15 protein-coding genes are annotated in these 18,131 nt (G+C 60.8%); 7 read left to right on the top strand and 8 right to left on the bottom strand.

The annotated features are described in order from the left end of the window. Positions 1-59 precede the first annotated feature (59 nt). A complete protein-coding gene (locus tag NK667_RS25995; protein WP_054616542.1) occupies positions 60-242 on the top strand; it encodes a type II toxin-antitoxin system HicA family toxin in 183 nt (60 codons plus the stop codon). Next, entirely contained in the window at positions 239-703 is a 465-nt protein-coding gene (locus NK667_RS25990) for a type II toxin-antitoxin system HicB family antitoxin (protein WP_413786160.1), read from the top strand. Before NK667_RS25995 ends, NK667_RS25990 begins: the two co-directional genes overlap by 4 nt. Positions 704-819: 116 nt before the next feature. On the opposite strand, the gene NK667_RS25980 is transcribed toward NK667_RS25990, so the two are convergent. Next, a complete protein-coding gene (locus NK667_RS25980) occupies positions 820-1,860 on the bottom strand; it encodes a LacI family DNA-binding transcriptional regulator (RefSeq protein ID WP_054047806.1) in 1,041 nt (346 codons plus the stop codon). Positions 1,861-2,066: 206 nt separating this feature from the next. Here NK667_RS25980 and NK667_RS25975 point away from each other — a divergent pair, with 206 nt between their 5' ends. From NK667_RS25975 to mgrA, 3 genes are all read left to right on the top strand, one after another. Further along, positions 2,067-4,313 carry a TonB-dependent receptor gene (locus NK667_RS25975; protein WP_054616541.1) on the top strand — a complete coding sequence of 749 codons (2,247 nt, stop codon included), beginning with the start codon at positions 2,067-2,069 and terminating at the stop codon, positions 4,311-4,313. Positions 4,314-4,315: 2 nt separating this feature from the next. Continuing rightward, entirely contained in the window at positions 4,316-5,635 is a 1,320-nt protein-coding gene (locus NK667_RS25970) for an LLM class flavin-dependent oxidoreductase (protein ID WP_054616540.1), read from the top strand. Between the two features lie 164 nt (positions 5,636-5,799). Next, on the top strand, positions 5,800-6,837 hold the full coding sequence (gene mgrA, locus NK667_RS25965) for an L-glyceraldehyde 3-phosphate reductase (RefSeq protein WP_054047800.1): 1,038 nt from the start codon (positions 5,800-5,802) through the stop codon (positions 6,835-6,837). Between the two features lie 143 nt (positions 6,838-6,980). On the opposite strand, the gene tauD is transcribed toward mgrA, so the two are convergent. The 7 genes from tauD to NK667_RS25930 all read right to left on the bottom strand — a co-directional run bounded on the left by tauD (position 6,981) and on the right by NK667_RS25930 (position 15,511). Beyond that, a complete protein-coding gene (gene tauD, locus NK667_RS25960) occupies positions 6,981-7,823 on the bottom strand; it encodes a taurine dioxygenase (protein ID WP_054616539.1) in 843 nt (280 codons plus the stop codon). Positions 7,824-8,037: 214 nt separating this feature from the next. Beyond that, positions 8,038-8,871: a taurine ABC transporter permease TauC gene (tauC, locus tag NK667_RS25955; RefSeq protein ID WP_054616538.1), complete on the bottom strand. Its 834-nt coding sequence runs from the start codon at positions 8,869-8,871 to the stop codon at positions 8,038-8,040. Then, positions 8,868-9,662: a taurine ABC transporter ATP-binding subunit gene (tauB, locus tag NK667_RS25950; RefSeq protein WP_054047794.1), complete on the bottom strand. Its 795-nt coding sequence runs from the start codon at positions 9,660-9,662 to the stop codon at positions 8,868-8,870. The genes tauC and tauB overlap by 4 nt, the downstream gene beginning before the upstream one ends. Positions 9,663-9,677: 15 nt before the next feature. Next, positions 9,678-10,655, bottom strand: a complete 978-nt coding sequence (gene tauA / locus NK667_RS25945; protein WP_054616537.1) for a taurine ABC transporter substrate-binding protein — start codon at positions 10,653-10,655, stop codon at positions 9,678-9,680. Between the two features lie 306 nt (positions 10,656-10,961). Further along, complete coding sequence (gene gshA, locus NK667_RS25940) at positions 10,962-12,545, bottom strand: glutamate--cysteine ligase (RefSeq protein ID WP_054616536.1); 1,584 nt, start codon at positions 12,543-12,545, stop codon at positions 10,962-10,964. Between the two features lie 258 nt (positions 12,546-12,803). Then, the gene (locus NK667_RS25935) at positions 12,804-13,187 is read right to left on the bottom strand and encodes a PaaI family thioesterase (RefSeq protein WP_054047788.1); all 384 of its coding nucleotides are present in this window, start codon (positions 13,185-13,187) and stop codon (positions 12,804-12,806) included. Continuing rightward, positions 13,187-15,511, bottom strand: coding sequence for a Tex family protein (locus NK667_RS25930; protein WP_054047786.1), 2,325 nt, complete (start codon positions 15,509-15,511; stop codon positions 13,187-13,189). Before NK667_RS25930 ends, NK667_RS25935 begins: the two co-directional genes overlap by 1 nt. Positions 15,512-15,871: 360 nt before the next feature. On the opposite strand from NK667_RS25930, the gene ompR reads away from it, so the two are divergent. Both ompR and NK667_RS25920 read left to right on the top strand, forming a co-directional pair. Beyond that, the gene (ompR, locus tag NK667_RS25925) at positions 15,872-16,612 is read left to right on the top strand and encodes an osmolarity response regulator transcription factor OmpR (protein ID WP_054047784.1); all 741 of its coding nucleotides are present in this window, start codon (positions 15,872-15,874) and stop codon (positions 16,610-16,612) included. Positions 16,613-16,715: 103 nt separating this feature from the next. Further along, a complete protein-coding gene (locus NK667_RS25920; RefSeq protein WP_054047782.1) occupies positions 16,716-18,029 on the top strand; it encodes an ATP-binding protein in 1,314 nt (437 codons plus the stop codon). Positions 18,030-18,131: the final 102 nt, after the last annotated feature.

The following is an 18,131-nucleotide window of genomic DNA, read 5'->3' as shown; positions in this document are numbered from 1 at the left end:
TCGATGCCGTTTTTATCGCCTAGAGTGCGCAGCAGTTGCTGTCGAAAAGGGCGAGGGAAATGCGAAGTCGGGAAATGATCAGGATGATCGAGGGTGATGGTTGGTATCTGGTAGCCGTGAAAGGCAGCCACCATCAATACAAACATTCACATAAGCCAGGGAGGGTGACGATCAAACATCCTGACTCGGATCTACCTAAGGGAACGATCAACAGCATATTGAAACAGGCGGGCTTGAAATGAAGCCTGTTATTGGATTTGAGAGTCCCGTGGGGGACTTACTACAGGAAGGATTCATCCAAATGAAATTCCCGGTCGTTCTGCACAAGGATGCCGACTCAGAGTACGGAGTGATCGTCCCGGACGTACCGGGGTGCTTCTCTGCGGGCAGCACTGTGGCGCAGGCATTCGAAAACGTGAAGGAGGCGTTGTCCTTGCACTACGAGGGCCTGGTCGCCGATGGCGATCCATTGCCGCAGGTGCGAGAGATTGATGCTCACCTCGATAATCCTGATTACGCCGGTGGCGTGTGGGGAGTGGTCGAGTTCGATATCACGCCTTACTTCGGCAAGGCGGTACGTTTCAACGCTACGTTGCCTGAGCAACTGCTTGAGCGAATCGACCAGACTGTGAGGCGGGATCAGCGTTACAGCTCAAGGTCTGGTTTTTTAGCGGCTGCAGCTCTGCGCGAACTGTCGGCCTGATACCGATCCAGTGGGAGCGGGCTTGCTCGCGAAAGCGTCCTGGCATTCAACATTGATGTCGTCTGATACGCCGCCTTCGCGAGCAAGCCCGCTCCCACAGGTATTGTGCAATTCCGTCAGGCGCTTTCGCGCTCGATCACGTGGCATTCCAGCAGGTTCAGCCGCTGCACTTCATCTTCCACCGGCAACACCCCCAGACTCTCCAGCACCCGTGTCGCGGCCAGTACGCCGATCTCCAGCGCGGGCGGTTTGATAGTGCTCAAACTCGGCAGTAGCATTTCGGCGAACGGATAGTCGCCGAACCCAAGGACCGCGCAGTCTTCAGGAATTTTCAGCCCCGCCCGTTGCCCGGCCAGCAAGCCACCGGCGGCGAGGTTGTCGTTGGCGAAGATGATGGCGTCGGGGCGGGGTGAGGCGCTCATTAGAGCTTCCATCGCCTGTTTTCCGGCCTCGAACGGGGCGCGGTCCGCATCCGGGGCGAACACCCAGGGTTCCAGCCCCAACTCGCGAACGGTCGCCGCGTAGCCATCCCGTCGCTCCAATGCACTGAGGTCCCCCGGCGCGCTGTTCTGCACAAACGCTATCCGCCGATAGCCTTTGCCACGCAGATATCGCGCAGCTGTCACGCCGACTTCAAAATGCGAAAAACCGATCTGCAGCGGCTCGCGTTCGGGTTGGTAATCCCAGGTTTCGATCACTGGGATATCCGCTTCGGCAATCATCTTTTCGGTGCCGGCGCTGTGGAAGTGACTGGTCAGCACCAGCGCTGCCGGTGACCAGCCGAGGAACGCTCGCACGGCGCTTTCTTCCTGCTCGGCGCTGAAGTAGCTCGACGCCAGCAACAGCTGATAGCCGTGGCGACTGAGGGTGTCGCTGAAGCCCTGGATGGTGTTGGCGAAGATCGGCCCGGAGATGTTCGGGATCACCATGCCGACAATCTTCCCGCGCGCCGACGCCAGCCCACCGGCTACCAGGTTTGGCACGTAACCCAACTCCGCCACCACCGCCGCGATGCGCTCGCGCCGCTCCGGTGAAACCTGTTCCGGCTGATTGAAATAACGCGAGACGGTGATCGCCGAAACCCCGGCCTGCCGCGCCACGGTATTGAGCGTTACACGGCCGGCGCCACGGCGTTTGCGGGGCTTGTCTTCACTCAACGGGTGATCCCTCTTCAAAACCAAAACGCATATAAAAGTAATTTTTCAGTATTGGACGGTCTATGCCAGGCTTGCTGATACTGGCGATGTTAGCGCTAACAAAGCGTTCTGTCTGCTACTCGCTCGAGCGAATGCCCAAGACACATTCACAGGCGCTGTCTTCGCAGAAGGGCAGCGGTTCAGGGCAATTTTCGAGCGGACAGACCATGCACAGCATTCCTGGGGAATCACACAAACTGGCGCGATCGATTCGCGCCGCCACACCACGCCGACCGCATCTGGGCTGGCTGCTCGCGGGGTTGACCGCGCTGCCTGTGCCTGGCGCATTCGCCGCCGACAGCGCGGATCAGGAACCTACCCTGAAGTCCGTCACGGTCACTGCTACTCGTCGCGAAGAGTCGTTGCAGAAAGTCCCGGTGGCAGTGTCGGTGCTGGATGGCGAGCAGCTTGAGCGCGACAATCGCAACGGCGTGGCCAGCATCGTGCAGCAAGTGCCGTCGCTGAACTTCCGCACCGGCGCGTCGAACAAGGACACCTCGCTGTTTGTCCGTGGTGTCGGCACGATTTCTACCTCGCCAGGTGTCGAGCCGACCGTGGCCACGGTGATCGACGGCGTGGTCTATGCCCGTCCGGGCCAGGCGACCCTCGACCTGTTGGACCTGGAGCGCATCGAAGTCCTGCGCGGCCCTCAGGGCACGCTGTTCGGCAAGAACGCCTCGGCCGGCGTGCTCAACATCACCAGCAAAGCGCCGACCGCCGAGACCCACGGTTACGTCGATCAGTCGTACTACAGCGGCAACGAAAGCCGCACTCGCTTCGGCATCGGCGGCAGCCTGATTCCGGACACGCTGAAAGGCTCGATCACCACGCTGTTCGGCAGCTACGACGGCAACGTCGACAACCAGCACAACGGTCAGGAGGTCAACGGCTACAACCACAAAGGCGTGCGCGGCAAACTGGAATTCACCCCGAACGACGACCTCAAATTCACCCTGATTGCCGACTACATGCAGTCCCACGACGACGCGCCCAACGGCGTGGTCAGCAAATCCCTGACCCCGGCCTTCGCCAATGCGTTGAACCCGGTGCGGGCGTCCAGCGACAACCGCGACATCAACACCGACACCCGCAGCCACGTGGATGACATCAACAAGGGCCTGTCCGGCCAGCTCGACTGGAACCTCGGCGATTACACCCTGACCTCGATCACTGCGTGGCGCGGCTGGGACAACACGCAGTATCAGGACGGCGATCGCCTCGGCACCGTGACCGCTGCGTTCCCTGGCACGGCTGACAAGGGTGATCTGGCGTTCGATCAGTACTCCCAGGAGCTGCGTCTGGCGTCGCCGAAAGGCGAATTCCTCGAATACGTCGGCGGCCTGTTCTACATGCACGGCAAGGATGAGGAAACCTATCAGCGCACGTTGACCACTCCAACCAGCATCAACCGTGGTGTCGCCGATTACAGCACCACCAGCGACAGCTACGCGGTGTTCGGCGAAAGCACCCTCAACTTCACCTCGAATTTCCGTGGCATCGCGGGTCTGCGCTGGACCCACGATGATCTGGAATACGATCACCGTCGGGTTTCCACCTCGGCCACCACCGTCAGCGGCATTCAACCAGGCACCAGCAGTTCGGGTTCGGTGGACGAGGACGGCTGGTCCGGGCGGCTCGGTGTGCAGTACGACTTGAGCGATACGGTCACCACTTACCTGACCTATTCGCGCGGCTACAAAGGCCCGGCCTACAACGTGTTCTTCAACATGCAGCCACGGGATACCGAGGCGCTGAAACCGGAGACTTCCAACACCTGGGAGGCCGGGATCAAAGCCACTTCCTGGAACAATCGCCTGACCACCAACCTGGCGGTATTCCACAGCGATTACGACAACTATCAGGCGAACTTCTTCGACACCGTTGCCGGGCAAGTGGTGACCCGTTTGATCAACGCCGGCAGCGTCAGCACCGAAGGTGTGGAGCTTGATTACGCCTTGCAGGCGACCCAGCAACTCAAGTTCTCCGGCGCCTTGGCCTACACCCGCGCGCGCATCGACGAGTTCGCCTGCCCGGCCGGTGCGGCGGCGTCGTGCAACGTCAACGGCAAGCCTCTGCCGTTCAGTCCGGACTGGAAAAGCTACGTGCGCGCCGACTACACGATCCCGCTGGATAACGGCCTGGATATCGAACTCGGCACCGACTACAGCTGGCAGAGCGAAGTGCAGTACGACATCAGCCAGAACGTCGACACCAAGCAGGGTGCCTACGGTTTGTGGAACGCCAGCGTGGCCCTGGCGGATTACAGCAACGGCTGGCGCGTGGCGTTGCTGGGCAAGAACCTCGCCGACAAGTCCTACTCGCCGCTACTGGCCAGCGGTGGCAGCTACATTTACCGCGCCGTGCCACGGGACGATGAGCGCTACTTCGGCGTGCAACTGCGCAAGGACTTCTGACCATGTCTCGACAGCTCAAGCTTGGCGCGTTCCTGATGGCCACCGGGCACCACGTCGCTGCCTGGCGTCATCCCGACGTGCCGGCCGACGCCGGACTCGACTTCGCCCACTACAAGCACCTGGCGCAGATTGCCGAGGCGGCGAAGTTTGACGCGTTGTTCATTGCCGACAGCCTGGCGGCTCCAACCGGAGCGATTGCCAGCCACATGGCTCGCTCAGACCACTTTGAACCCCTGACTCTGCTCGCTGCATTGAGCGCTGTAACCGAGCGTATCGGGCTGATTGCCACCGCTACAACCAGCTATAACGAGCCGTACCACGTAGCACGAAAGTTCGCTTCCCTGGACCATCTTTCCGGGGGGCGCTCGGGGTGGAATCTGGTGACTTCCGACAATGCCGCCGAAGCGCAGAATTTCGGTCGTGACGAGCATATCGGTCACGCCGACCGCTACAGCCGGGCTCGGGAGTTTTATCAGGTGGTTACCGGACTGTGGGACAGCTGGGAAGACGATGCCTTTGTGCGCGACAAAGTCAGCGGTACGTACTACCACCCGGAAAAAGTACACGTACAGGATCATGTCGGTAAATACTTCCGGGTCAAAGGCCCGCTGAACGTGGCGCGCTCACCCCAAGGTCAGCCGGTGATTGTGCAAGCCGGTTCTTCCGAACTCGGTCGTGAACTGGCGGCGCAAACTGCTGAAGTGGTGTTCACCGCGCAGACGTCGCTGGCCAATGCCCAGGCGTTTTATGCCGACCTCAAGGGACGCTTGAGTCGCTACGGTCGCAGTGATGATTCGCTGAAAATCATGCCCGGTGTTTTTGTGGTCGTCGGGCAGACCGAAAGCGAAGCGCAGGAAAAATGTGAAACGTTTCAGCAATTAGTCGAACCGGAGGTTGGCGTCGCATTACTTGGGCGTATGCTGGGCAACTTCGACTTGTCGAAGTACCCGTTGGACGGACCGCTGCCGGAATTACCGTTGACCGAAAGCGGTCAGCAAAGCCGTCAGAAACTGCTGACCGAACTGGCAGGCCGGGAAAACCTCAGCCTTGCTGAACTGGGCCGCAAGATTGCCGGCGGTCGCGGGCATTACAGCCTGGTGGGCACGCCGGAACAGATTGCGGACCGCTTGCAGGAATGGTTCGAACAAGGCGCGGCGGACGGCTTCAATGTGCTGGTGCCGCACCTGCCGGGCGGGTTGCAAGACTTTGCCAATGGCGTGGTTCCGGAACTGCAACGCCGAGGCTTGTTCAGAACAGAGTACGAAGGCCGGACCTTGCGCCAGAACCTTGGACTCGCCAGGCCGGGCAATAGATTTGTTTAAACCAAAGGCAAAAGGGCTTTTGTGGCGAGGGAGCTTGCTCCCGCTGGGGCGCGAAGCGGCCCCCGAAATTTGCGACTGCTGCGCAGCCGAACGGGAGCAAGCTCCCTCGCCACAGGATTGATGTCTGACTCCAGTTATTAGCACCCCAAACAAGAGAGGATTCGATGACTTACACCGCTGCCGAAAACCGCTACGACTCTATCCCTTACCGCCGCGTAGGCCGCAGCGGGCTGGTGCTGCCGGCGCTGTCCCTGGGCCTGTGGCACAACTTCGGCGACAGCACGCCGATCGACACCCAGCGTTCGTTGCTGCGTACCGCGTTCGACTTGGGCATCAACCACTTCGACCTCGCCAACAATTACGGCCCGCCGTACGGCAGCGCCGAGATCAACTTCGGTCGCCTGCTGCGTGAAGACTTCAAGCAGTACCGCGACGAGTTGATCATCTCCAGCAAGGCCGGTTGGGACATGTGGCCAGGCCCTTACGGCCAGGGCGGCGGTTCGCGTAAATACGTGCTGGCCAGCCTCGACCAGAGCCTGCAACGCCTGGGCCTCGATTATGTGGACATCTTCTATTCCCACCGCTTCGACCCGGACACCCCGTTGGAAGAAACCGCCAGCGCATTGGCCACTGCGGTGCAGCAGGGCAAGGCGTTGTACATCGGCATCTCGTCGTATTCCGGGGTAAAAACCCGCGAAATCGCCGCGCTGTTGCAAGAGTGGAAAGTGCCGCTACTGATTCACCAACCGGCCTACAACTTGCTCAACCGCTGGGTGGAAAAAGATCTGCTGGATGTCACCGACGAACTCGGCGCCGGCGTGATTGCCTTCACTCCATTGGCCCAAGGCTTGTTGACCGACAAATACCTCAATGGCATTCCGAAGGATGCGCGGGTCAACCGTCCGGGCGGTGGTTCATTGCAGGAATCGCACCTGTCCGAAGCCAACATCGCCCATGTGCGTGGGCTCAACGAAATCGCCAAGCGTCGCGGCCAGAGCCTGGCGCAACTTGCGTTGGCGTGGACCCTGCGCGACCCACGCGTGACCTCGGCACTGATCGGCGCGAGCCGGCCGGAGCAGATCATCGAAAACGTCGGGGCGTTGAAGAACCTGAGCTTTAGCGCGGAAGAGTTGGCGGAGATCGATCGGTTTGCCCAGGAAGGCGGGATCAATCTTTGGGAGAAGCCTTCGACGGCTGAGTAAGTGTTCGGCGCCGGATCTTCCGGCGCCTTTTGGATCGCCATCGCGAGCAAGCTCGCTCCCACAGGTTTTGCATCAACGCAGATCCAATGTGGGAGCGAGCTTGCTCGCGATGGGGCCAGACCGGGCAATGAAGAAATCAAGGCTCACCGAAAAAACGGCACATCCCCCAACACCGTCGCCCGCTGCATCACTCGCCGCGCCGGGCGGTAATCGTCCACCGCGTAATGCTGGGTCACGCGGTTATCCCAGAACGCCACGTCATCCTTCTGCCAGCGCCAGCGAATGGTGAATTCCGGCCGGGTCGCGTGGGCGAACAACAGCTTCAGAATCGCCTCGCTTTCGGTCTCCGACAATTCATTGATCCTCGACGTGAACCCTTCGTTGACGAACAACGAACGGCGCCCGCTGACCGGGTGCGTGCGTATCACCGGGTGCGACAGTGGCGGATTCTTGCGCCGGGCTTCTTCCCACTGCGCCAGCGCTTCAGGCGTGTTGCCATAGCGTTCCAGCGGAAATGAGCGCGTGAAATCGTGAGTCGCGGTCAGGCCTTCGAGCAAGGTTTTCATCGGCGCGGACAACGCCTCATACGCCGCAATCCCGCTGGCCCACAACGTATCGCCGCCGAACTCCGGCAGCAACTTGGCGCTGAGTACCGCGCCCAGGGCCGGGGTTGGCAGGAAGGTCACGTCGGTGTGCCAGATCGCGTTGTCGCGCACGTCGGTGACGGCGGTGTCGAGGATCAGCACTTCCGGTTGTTCCGGCACGTTCGGGTAGATCGGATGAATGTGCAGGTCGCCGAAATTCGCGGCGAAACGCGCTTGTTGCTGCGGCGTGATCGGCTGGTCGCGGAAGAACAGCACTTGGTGTTTGAGCAGCGCCTGTTCGATGGCGTCGCGCTGCTCCTGGTCCAGCGGCTGGCTGATGTCGATGCCGCTGATTTGCGCGCCGAGGGCTGAGCTCAGGGGGACGATGGTCAAGTTGCTCATGGTGGTTCTCTTCAATTCTGGGTGTCGTACATGAATGTTGTGAACGACACCGCACCCGTAGGAGCTGTCGAGTGAAACGAGGCTGCGATCTTTTGATGTTGTTTTTTAGAGAGCAAGATCAAAAGATCGCAGCCTCGTTTCACTCGACAGCTCCTACAGGGGTGATCCAAATAAGGGGGGGGGCATCAGGACAGTTGCCCCACATTTATAAGCTTCAATGTGCCTGGCCGTGCCACGGCACCAGTTTGCGTTGCAGTGCGCGCAGGCCCATTTCCATGGCGAAGGCGATCAGCGCGATCACCAGAATCCCCAGCACCACCACATCGGTGACCAGAAACTGCGCGGCCGACTGCACCATAAAACCCAAACCGCTGGTGGCGGCGATCAGCTCGGCAGCAACCAGCGTCGACCAACCCACGCCCAGACCAATGCGCACGCCGGTCAAAATATCCGGCAGCGCACTCGGCAGAATCACATGCCGAATCAGCTGCGCCCGGGTCGCGCCCAAGGACTGCGCGGCGCGCAACTTGGCCGGATCGACCGTGCGCACGCCCGTCGCGGTGGCGATGGCAATCGGCGCGAAGATCGCCAGGTAGATCAGCAAGACTTTCGACAACTCACCGATGCCGCACCAGATCACGATCAGCGGCAGGTAGGCCAGCGGTGGAATCGGGCGGTAGAACTCGATCAGCGGATCGAGAATCCCGCGCGCGATGCGGTTGTGGCCGATGGCAATCCCGACCGGCACGGCGGTCAGCACCGCGAAGCCAAGGCCCAGCCCAATGCGACTCAGGCTCGCGCCCAAATGCTGCCACAAGGTGGAATCCATGTAGCCCGTGGTCGCCAGCAGCCAGCCTTTTTGCAGGACTGCGGAGGGCGGTGGCAGGAACAGTGGTTCGATCATTCCAGTGGCCGTGACAGCCCACCAGATGAACACCAAGGCGAACAGCGTCAGCACGCTGATCCAGCGAGTATTAAGACTGCGGCGCACCGGAATCACCGTCGAACCGGGTTTCACCGTCACGGCCGGGATTTCATAGCTGCTCATGCGCGCTCCTGCCGCGTGGCGGCGCTGCGTTGGGAGAACACTTTGGCGAGCACGTGTTCGCGGGTTTCGATAAAGCGCGGGTCGGACTTGATCGCCCGTGCCGACTCGCCAGCGGCATAACGCTGACCGAAATCCAGGCTCAAACGCTCGACGATTTGCCCGGGGTTCGGCGCCAGCAGAATCAGGTCCGTGGCGAGGAACACCGCTTCTTCGATGTCGTGGGTAATCAGGAATACCGGTTTGGCGGTGCGTTGCCAGACTTGCAGCAACAGCTCCTGCATTTGTTCGCGGGTGAAGGCATCGAGGGCGCCGAAGGGTTCGTCCATCAGCAACACGCGCGGGTCGGCGGCGAGCGCGCGGGCGAGGCCGACGCGTTGCTTCTGGCCGCCCGAAAGCTGCCAGATCCGGCGGTTTTCAAAACCCGAAAGGTCCACCAGCGCGAGCATTTCTCTCGCGCGGATTTCGCGTTTGTCTTTGGCGATGCCGGCCAGTTCCAGACCGAAACCTACGTTGGCCAACACGTCCTGCCAAGGCAGCAGCGCGTCGTCCTGGAACACCACGCCGCGTTCGGCGCTCGGGCCTTTGACCGGCACGCCGTCAAGGGTGATGCGCCCGGCGCTGGGCTCGACGAAACCGGCAATCAGGTTCAACAGCGAAGTCTTGCCACTGCCGGACGGGCCGAGGGCCACCAGCAATTGCTGGGGCCCCAGGCTCAAGGAAATATCCGTCAGTACCGGTTCCGGACTGCCGGGGTACTGTGCGCTGATGCGCTCCAGCTGTAGCAAAGCCATCGCGGTTAACTCCGATCAGTTGGTGATGTATTTAGCGCTGACATATGGGGCGTAGTCCGGCAGCACGGCCTCGACCTTGCCTTGTTCTTTCAGGAACGCGGCGGTGTCGGTGATGGCCTTGGTGGTCGGCGCGCCGAGGGTGATCACTTGATCAGCCGCCAGCGGGTAGACGTTGCCTTGCAGCAGCAATGGAATGTCAGAAGCCTTGGCGCCGGAGAGCTTCACCAGTTTGTCGACGTTGCTCTGGTTGGCGAGCCAGGTTTTCGGATCCTTGCGGTACTCGGCGTAGGCGTCGAGGGTCACTTTGGCGAATGCGGTGACGATTTCCGGGTGCTTCTCGGCGAAGTCTTTACGCACGATCCAGGCATCGAAAGTCGGTGCGCCAAACTTGGCCAGTTCGCCGGAGGTGATCAGCACTTTGCCGTTTTCCTTGGCAACGCCGAGGGCTGGGTCCCAGACGTAAGTGGCGTCGATGTCACCGCGTTTCCACGCAGCAACGATGGCTGGCGGTGCGAGGTTGAGGATGGTGACTTTCGATGGGTCGATGTTCCAGTGCTTCAGTGCGGCCAACAGGCTGTAGTGGCCGGTGGAAACGAATGGCACGGCGATTTTCTTGCCGATCAGGTCTTGCGGGGTCTTGATTCCGGAACCGTCGCGGGCAACCAGTGCTTCGGCGGCGCCGATCTGGGTAGCGATGAGGAAGGTTTCAACCGGGACTTTGCGGGTGATCGCGGCGGTCAGCGGGCTTGAACCGAGGTAGCCGATTTGCACATCGCCGGAAGCGATGGCGGCGATGATGTCGGCACCGTTGTCGAATTTGCGCCAGTCGATCTTGGCGTTGGTGGCTTTTTCGTACGCACCGTCGGCCTGAGCGACTTTGGCCGGGTCCACGGTGGTCTGGTAGGCGACGGTGACGTCAGCCGCCTGGGCAAACAAACTCGCCGCAGCCAAAGACGCGGCCGCCAGGAGGCGAAGAGGGAAATTCAGTTTCATTGGAGAAGCTCCTTGTCAGGCGACCGAGGATCGGCGTGAAAAGGAGACTAAATGATATAAGAATCCGAAAATAAATAACTTTTTCGAATGAGCTTATGAGCGGAAAATTCTAAGGGAGACTGCGGTGCGGCCTTCGCGGGCAAGCCTCGCTCCAACAGATTGAGGGTAGTCTCAGCATCAGCGATGTGATGCATAACCGTAGGAGCGAGGCTTGCCCGCGAAGAGGGAGTGTCAGCCGACATTAACGTTGACTGGCACACCGCCTTCGCGAGCAAGCCCGCTCCCACAGGTAACCTGCTTTGCAGGTTAGTTACTGATCGCCAGAATGCTCGCCTGATACGACCCGACAAACACATCGAAATCGCCGACTTCGTTCTGCTCCAGCTCCGCCTGTTCAGCCAGCGACGAACGCGCTCGCGATTCAAACTTCGCCTGGTCTTCAATGCTCAACGGCTCACTGCGGAAGTACTCCGCATGCACCCGGCTCTGACGCAGGGAGAACTGGGCAAAGCTTTCCTTATGCTCGGCCATCGCCGCGAGCACCTGGGCCGATGGGGTTCGGGACGAATCCTTGACCTTCTCCAACTGCACGTCCAGCGCCTTGCTGTGCGCATCGCCGCCATGGCTCTGATCGAGCAGCGCGGCGAGCGGGGCAATCTTCTCCAGCAGTTCGGTGGCCCATTCCTTCATGTCCACCGGCTGACCGTCGCGCTGCAATTGCAGGCCTGGACGGCGACCTTCCTTGACCACGCTGAGGAAGTTCGAAGTCGCATTACCGCAGCTGCCATTGGTCAGCAGCGGGCTGTCGTTCAACGCGCAGTACAACAGGAACGCGTCGAGGAACCGCGACTCGATCAGGTCGATGCCCATCGGCAAGAACGGGTTGATGTCCAGGCAGCGCACTTCGACGTACTGAATGCCGCGAGCCACCAGCGCCTGGATCGGCCGTTCGCCGGTGTAGGTCACGCGTTTCGGGCGGATGTTGGAGTAGTACTCGTTTTCGATCTGCAGGATGTTGGTGTTGAGCTGAACCCACTCACCGTCCTTGTGCGTGCCGACTTCAACGTACGGCGCGTAAGGCGTGGCCACCGCTTTGCGCAGGCTGTCGGTGTAGCTCGCCAGATCGTTGTAGCACGGCGTCAGGCCGGCCTGGGCGTTGCTCTGGTAACCGAGGTCACTCATGCGCAGGCTGGTGGCGTACGGCAGGTACAAGGTGTCCGGGTCCAGTTGTTCCAACTGGTGCGAACGACCGCGCAGGAAACCGGCGTCCAGGGCCGGGGAGGCACCGAACAGGTACATCAGCAGCCAGCTGTAGCGACGGAAGTTGCGGATAAGCGCGATGTAGGCCGACGACTGATAGTCGCGGTCGGTGCCGACAAAGCCTTCAGCCTCTTTGAGCAGCGGCCAGAGCTTTTCCGGCAGGGAAAAGTTGTAGTGAATCCCGGCGATGCACTGCATGGTCTTGCCGTAACGCAGGGCCAGGCCCTTGCGGTAGACGTACTTGAGCTGACCGATGTTGGAGGTGCCGTAATAGGCGATCGGGATGTCTTCCTCGGCCGGCAACGGGCACGGCATCGATGGACTCCACAGAAACTCGCTACCGAGCTTGCTGTAGGCAAAACGGTGAATGCTGTCCAGGCTCGCCAGAGTGTCTGCCGGGTCGGGCAGGGCAGGCGTGATGAACTCCAGCAGCGATTCGGAATAATCGGTGGTGATTTGTTCGTTGGTCAGCGCGGAACCCAATTCTTCCGGGTGCGGCGTTTGCGCCAGGCGACCTTCGTCGGTCACGCGCAGGCATTCACGTTCGATGCCGTGAAGGCACTGTTCGAGCAGAGAGAGGTTAGCGCGCTCGCCAAGCAGAGCCAGGCGGCGGTTGAGAAGTTCGCTCAAGTTGGATTCCTTCACGCGTCAGTCGCCCCAATATGGGGGTGGGCAAGACGGTCTACAAGGGTGAAGTTAAAACTGGCGTTTTCGCCTGGTTTTGGAACGAGCCGCAATCAATGTGGGAGCGGGCTTGCTCGCGAAGAGGGAGTGTCAGTCAACACATAAATTGCCTGATACACCGCCTTCGCGAGCAAGCCCGCTCCCACAGGGAGTTTCGGCGCTGCGGTCACAGCGCTGAAATTAACTCAAATCGATGACGTCTAGCTACAGGACAGCGAACGTGCCTTGTGCTTTTGCGACCAGTTTGTCGCCTTGCATCACGTCGGCTTCAACTACCAATGTGCGCCGGCCCGGGTGGATCACCCGCGCCGTGCACATCACTTCGCCCTCGGAAACCGCGCGAATGTAGTTGATCTTGCATTCGATGGTCGCGCTCTGCTGGTCAAAGCCGTGGGTGCTGGAACAGGCCAGCCCCATGGCAATGTCCACCAGGCTGAACAACGCCCCGCCGTGCAGCTTGCCGCCGCGATTGCGCAGCTCTGGCTCAAGCCCCAGGGCGACTTGCGCCACCCCGGTTTCCAGGCTGTGCAAGCGACACCCCAGCAGCTTGAAAAAAGCGCTTTCGGTCAGGCCGGCAGGGATTTCCATCAGCGCTTCTTCAACTGCTTGGCGTTGGCGAACAGCGAAGCCATGGCGTTGTTGGCCGGGGCCGCTGCCGTGGTTTCCTTGCGTGGCGCACTGTTCTGGGACTGGCGCGGGGCCGAACCCGGACGCGCACCACGGGCACCGTCGATTTTCTCGCCCGGCGTGTCGCTCATGCGCATCGACAGGCCTACGCGTTTGCGCGGGATGTCGATTTCCATGACCTTCACTTTCACCACGTCACCGGCCTTCACCGCTTCGCGCGGATCCTTGATGAACTTCTCCGAAAGCGCGGAGATGTGCACCAAACCGTCCTGATGCACGCCGATGTCGACGAACGCGCCGAAGTTGGTCACGTTGGTTACCACGCCTTCGAGGATCATGCCCAGTTGCAAGTCCTTGAGGTCTTCGACGCCTTCCTGGAACTCGGCGGTCTTGAACTCGGGACGCGGGTCACGGCCAGGTTTTTCCAGCTCTTGCAGGATGTCGGTCACCGTCGGCAGACCGAAAGTCTCGTCGGTGTACTTCTTCGGATCGAGGCGCTTGAGGAAGCTCGCGTCGCCGATCAGCGAACGGATATCACGGTCGGTTTCAGCGGCAATGCGCTGCACCAGCGGATAGGCTTCCGGGTGAACCGCCGACGAATCCAGTGGGTTGTCGCCGTTCATGACGCGCAGGAAACCGGCGGCTTGTTCGAAGGTTTTTTCGCCCAGACGCGCGACTTTCTTCAGTGCTGCACGGGTTTTGAACGCACCGTGCTCGTCGCGGTGGCTGACGATGTTCTGCGCCAGGGTCGCGTTGAGGCCGGAGATGCGCGCCAGCAGCGCCACGGAAGCAGTGTTCACGTCCACGCCCACGGCGTTTACGCAGTCCTCGACCACAGCGTCCAGGCCGCGCGCCAGTTTCAGCTGCGACACGTCGTGCTGGTACTGGCCGACGCCGATGGATTTCGGATCGATCTTCACCAGTTCGGCCAGTGGATCCTGCAAACGGCGAGCGATGGACACCGCGCCACGGATCGACACGTCCAGATCCGGGAATTCCTTGGAAGCCAGTTCCGACGCCGAGTAAACCGATGCACCGGCCTCGGAGACCATGACTTTGGTCATTTTCATCGCTGGGTATTTTTTGATCAGCTCAGCGGCCAGTTTGTCGGTTTCACGGCTGGCGGTGCCGTTGCCGATGGCGATCAGGTCAACCGCGTGCTTGGCGCACAGGGCAGCCAGAATCGCGATGGTCTGGTCCCACTTGTTGTGCGGCACGTGCGGGTAAACCGTGGCGTGATCCAGCAGCTTGCCGGTGGAATCGACCACGGCGACTTTGCAACCGGTGCGCAGGCCTGGGTCGAGGCCCAGGGTTGCGCGCGGACCGGCCGGGGCCGACAGCAGCAAGTCGTGCAGGTTGTGCGCGAAAACGTTGATCGCTTCGGTCTCGGCGCCGTCGCGCAGTTCGCCCAGAAGGTCGGTTTCCAGGTGGGTGTAGAGCTTGACCTTCCAGGTCCAGCGCACCACTTCGCCCAGCCATTTGTCGGCGGCGCGGTTCTGGTTCTGGATGCCGAATTGCTGGCCGATCATGCCTTCGCACGGGTGCATGGTGCCTGGCAGTTCGTCGCCGACTTTCAGCGCGGAGCTGAGGATGCCTTCGTTGCGGCCACGGAAAATCGCCAGCGCGCGGTGCGACGGCATGCTTTTCAGCGGTTCATCGTGTTCGAAGTAGTCGCGGAACTTGGCGCCTTCCTCTTCCTTGCCTGCAATTACGCGGGCACTGAGAGTGGCTTCCTGCTTGAGGTAGCTGCGCAGCTTGTCCAGCAGGCCGGCGTCTTCGGCGAAGCGTTCCATCAGGATGTACTTGGCGCCTTCGAGCGCGGCTTTCACGTCGGCCACGCCTTTTTCGGCGTCGACGAAGCGTGCGGCTTCAGCGTCCGGGGTCAGGCTAGGGTCGTTGAACAGGCCGTCGGCCAAGTCGCCGAGGCCGGCTTCCAGGGCAATCTGGCCCTTGGTACGGCGCTTTTGCTTGTACGGCAGGTACAAGTCTTCGAGGCGGGTCTTGGTGTCGGCGAGTTTGATGTCGCGCTCGAGTTGCGGGGTCAGCTTGCCTTGCTCCTGGATGCTCGCCAGGATACTGATGCGCCGTTCGTCGAGTTCTCGCAGGTAGCGCAGGCGCTCTTCCAGGTGCCGCAACTGGATGTCATCGAGGCTGCCGGTCACTTCTTTCCGGTAGCGGGCGATGAAGGGAACGGTAGAGCCTTCATCGAGTAGCGCGACGGCCGCTTCGACCTGTTGTGGGCGTACACCGAGTTCCTCGGCGATGCGGCTGTTGATGCTGTCCATAAAACCACCTGACAAATTGTGAAAGCAGGCTCGCAGGCGCAGGGATAAAGGCTCGGCGAGACTGGTTGAGCGGCCTGGCCTGCGCCGCTACCTGGGTCAACAGGCATCCCGTTGACCCGTGAAATCGAACAATTACTGCGCCGGCCATGAAAATAAAAAGGGCCTTCCACAGTAACGATCAGACGTTGCCTGACACAAAACGCCGCGCATTATAACCAGCGTTCTGTCATTCGGGGGCATTGCGCTCTGTAGGCAAAAAGGCCGGTTTTCTGGTAGTGAAGGAAAAATCTGCTAACAATGCACACGGTGCGTATAACGGCAGCTACGCCATAATGCGCGCCGAGCTAAAAGGAGCATCTAATGAGCAGCACTGCAAACAATGCTGAAGGCGAAAAAATTCTGATTGTTGATGACGATCCAGGGCTGAGCAGCCTGCTGGAACGCTTTTTCGTCAGCAAGGGCTACCGTGCCCGCGCCGTACCGAACACCGAACAAATGGATCGCTTGCTGGCGCGTGAAGTGTTCAATCTGGTTGTTCTCGACCTGATGTTGCCGGGCGAAGACGGTTTGACCGCCTGCCGCCGTCTGCGTGGCGCGAACAATCAGATTCCGATCATCATGCTCACCGCCAAGGGTGATGAGCTGAGCCGCATCAAGGGCCTGGAACTGGGCGCCGACGATTACCTGGCCAAGCCGTTCAACCCGGATGAGCTGATGGCCCGGGTCAAAGCGGTCCTGCGTCGTCAGGCTGCGCCAGTGCCGGGTGCACCGGGCAGCGAAGATGAAAGCGTGACCTTCGGTGACTACGAACTGTCTCTGGCCACCCGCGAACTGAAGCGCGGCGATGAAGTGCACATGCTCACCACCGGTGAGTTCGCGGTGCTCAAGGCCCTGGTCATGAACGCTCGTCAGCCACTGACGCGCGACAAACTGATGAACCTGGCCCGTGGTCGCGAGTGGGATGCCCTGGAGCGTTCCATCGACGTGCAGATTTCCCGTCTGCGCCGGATGATCGAGCCTGATCCATCCAAACCACGCTACATCCAGACTGTCTGGGGCGTGGGCTACGTGTTCGTTCCGGATGGCGCCGCCACAAAGTGATCGGCGATTTGTAGGAGCGGGTCTTGCGGACGAGTTTGTCCGCAGACTCGCGATCCGCAATATGCGAGCATCGCTCGCTCCTGCAAGTGTGTAGCGGTTATCCATGAAAACCCCCGTTTGGTTCCCCCAGAGTTTCTTCTCCCGCACCCTGTGGCTGGTGCTGATCGTCGTGCTGTTCTCCAAGGCGCTGACCCTGGTTTATCTGTTGATGAACGAGGACGTGCTGGTGGACCGCCAATACAGCCACGGCGTCGCCCTGACGCTAAGGGCCTATTGGGCCGCCGATGAAGAAAATCGCACGAAAATCGCGGATGCGGCGACCCTGATCCGGGTGGTCGGCGCCGGTGTGCCGGAAGGCGAACAACACTGGCCGTACAGCGAAATCTATCAGCGGCAAATGCAGGCGGAGCTGGGTGCCGACACCGAAGTCCGGTTACGCATGCACTCGCCGCCGGCGCTGTGGGTCCGGGCGCCTAGCCTTGGCGATGGCTGGCTGAAAGTGCCGCTGTACCCGCATCCGTTGCGTGGCCAGAAAATCTGGAACGTACTCGGCTGGTTCCTCGCCATCGGCTTGTTGTCCACCGCCTCGGCGTGGATTTTCGTCAGCCAGCTCAATCAACCTTTGAAACGTTTGGTCTATGCCGCGAGGCAACTTGGCCAGGGCCGCAGCGTGCGCCTGCCGATCAGCGACACGCCGAGTGAAATGGCCGAGGTTTACCGCGCCTTCAACCAGATGGCCGAAGACGTCGAGCAGGCCGGTCGCGAGCGTGAGTTGATGTTGGCCGGGGTGTCCCACGATTTGCGCACGCCGCTGACCCGTTTGCGGTTGTCCCTGGAGTTGATGGGCGATCACAGCGATCTGTCGGACGACATGGTTCGCGATATTGAGGACATGGACGCGATTCTCGACCAGTTCCTGGCGTTCATTCGTGACGGTCGTGACGAGTCGGTAGAAGAGGTGGACCTGAGCGACCTGGTGCGCGAAGTCGCCGCGCCGTACAACCAGAACGAAGAAAAAGTCCGCTTGCGCCTGGAACCGATTCAGCCGTTTCCGTTGCGTCGGGTGTCGATGAAACGCTTGCTGAACAACCTGATCGGCAACGCCTTGCACCATGCGGGCAGTGGCGTTGAGGTGGCGGCCTATGTGTCCGGCGACACCAGCGCGCCGTATGTGGTGCTGAGCGTGATGGACCGTGGGGCGGGGATTGATCCGTCGGAGCTGGAGGCGATCTTCAACCCGTTCACCCGTGGAGATCGGGCGCGGGGCGGGAAGGGCACCGGGTTGGGCCTGGCGATCGTGAAGCGGATTGCTTCGATGCATGGCGGGAATGTTGAGTTGCGTAACCGGTCGGGTGGCGGGCTGGAAGCGCGGGTGCGGTTGCCGTTGGGGTTGATGTTGCCGCGGGATGCGGTTTAAGAGACTGGCATCATCGTTGGGGCTTCGGGCCTCTTCGCGGGCAAGCCTCGCTCCTACATGGATTTCTGATCACCTGTAGGAGCGAGGCTTGCCCGCGAAGGC

The organism is Pseudomonas nunensis, from assembly GCF_024296925.1.
GTDB lineage: Bacteria > Pseudomonadota > Gammaproteobacteria > Pseudomonadales > Pseudomonadaceae > Aquipseudomonas > Aquipseudomonas nunensis.
The sequence above is the reverse complement of the archived record's forward strand: the minus strand, read 5'-3'. Positions and strand labels throughout refer to the sequence as shown.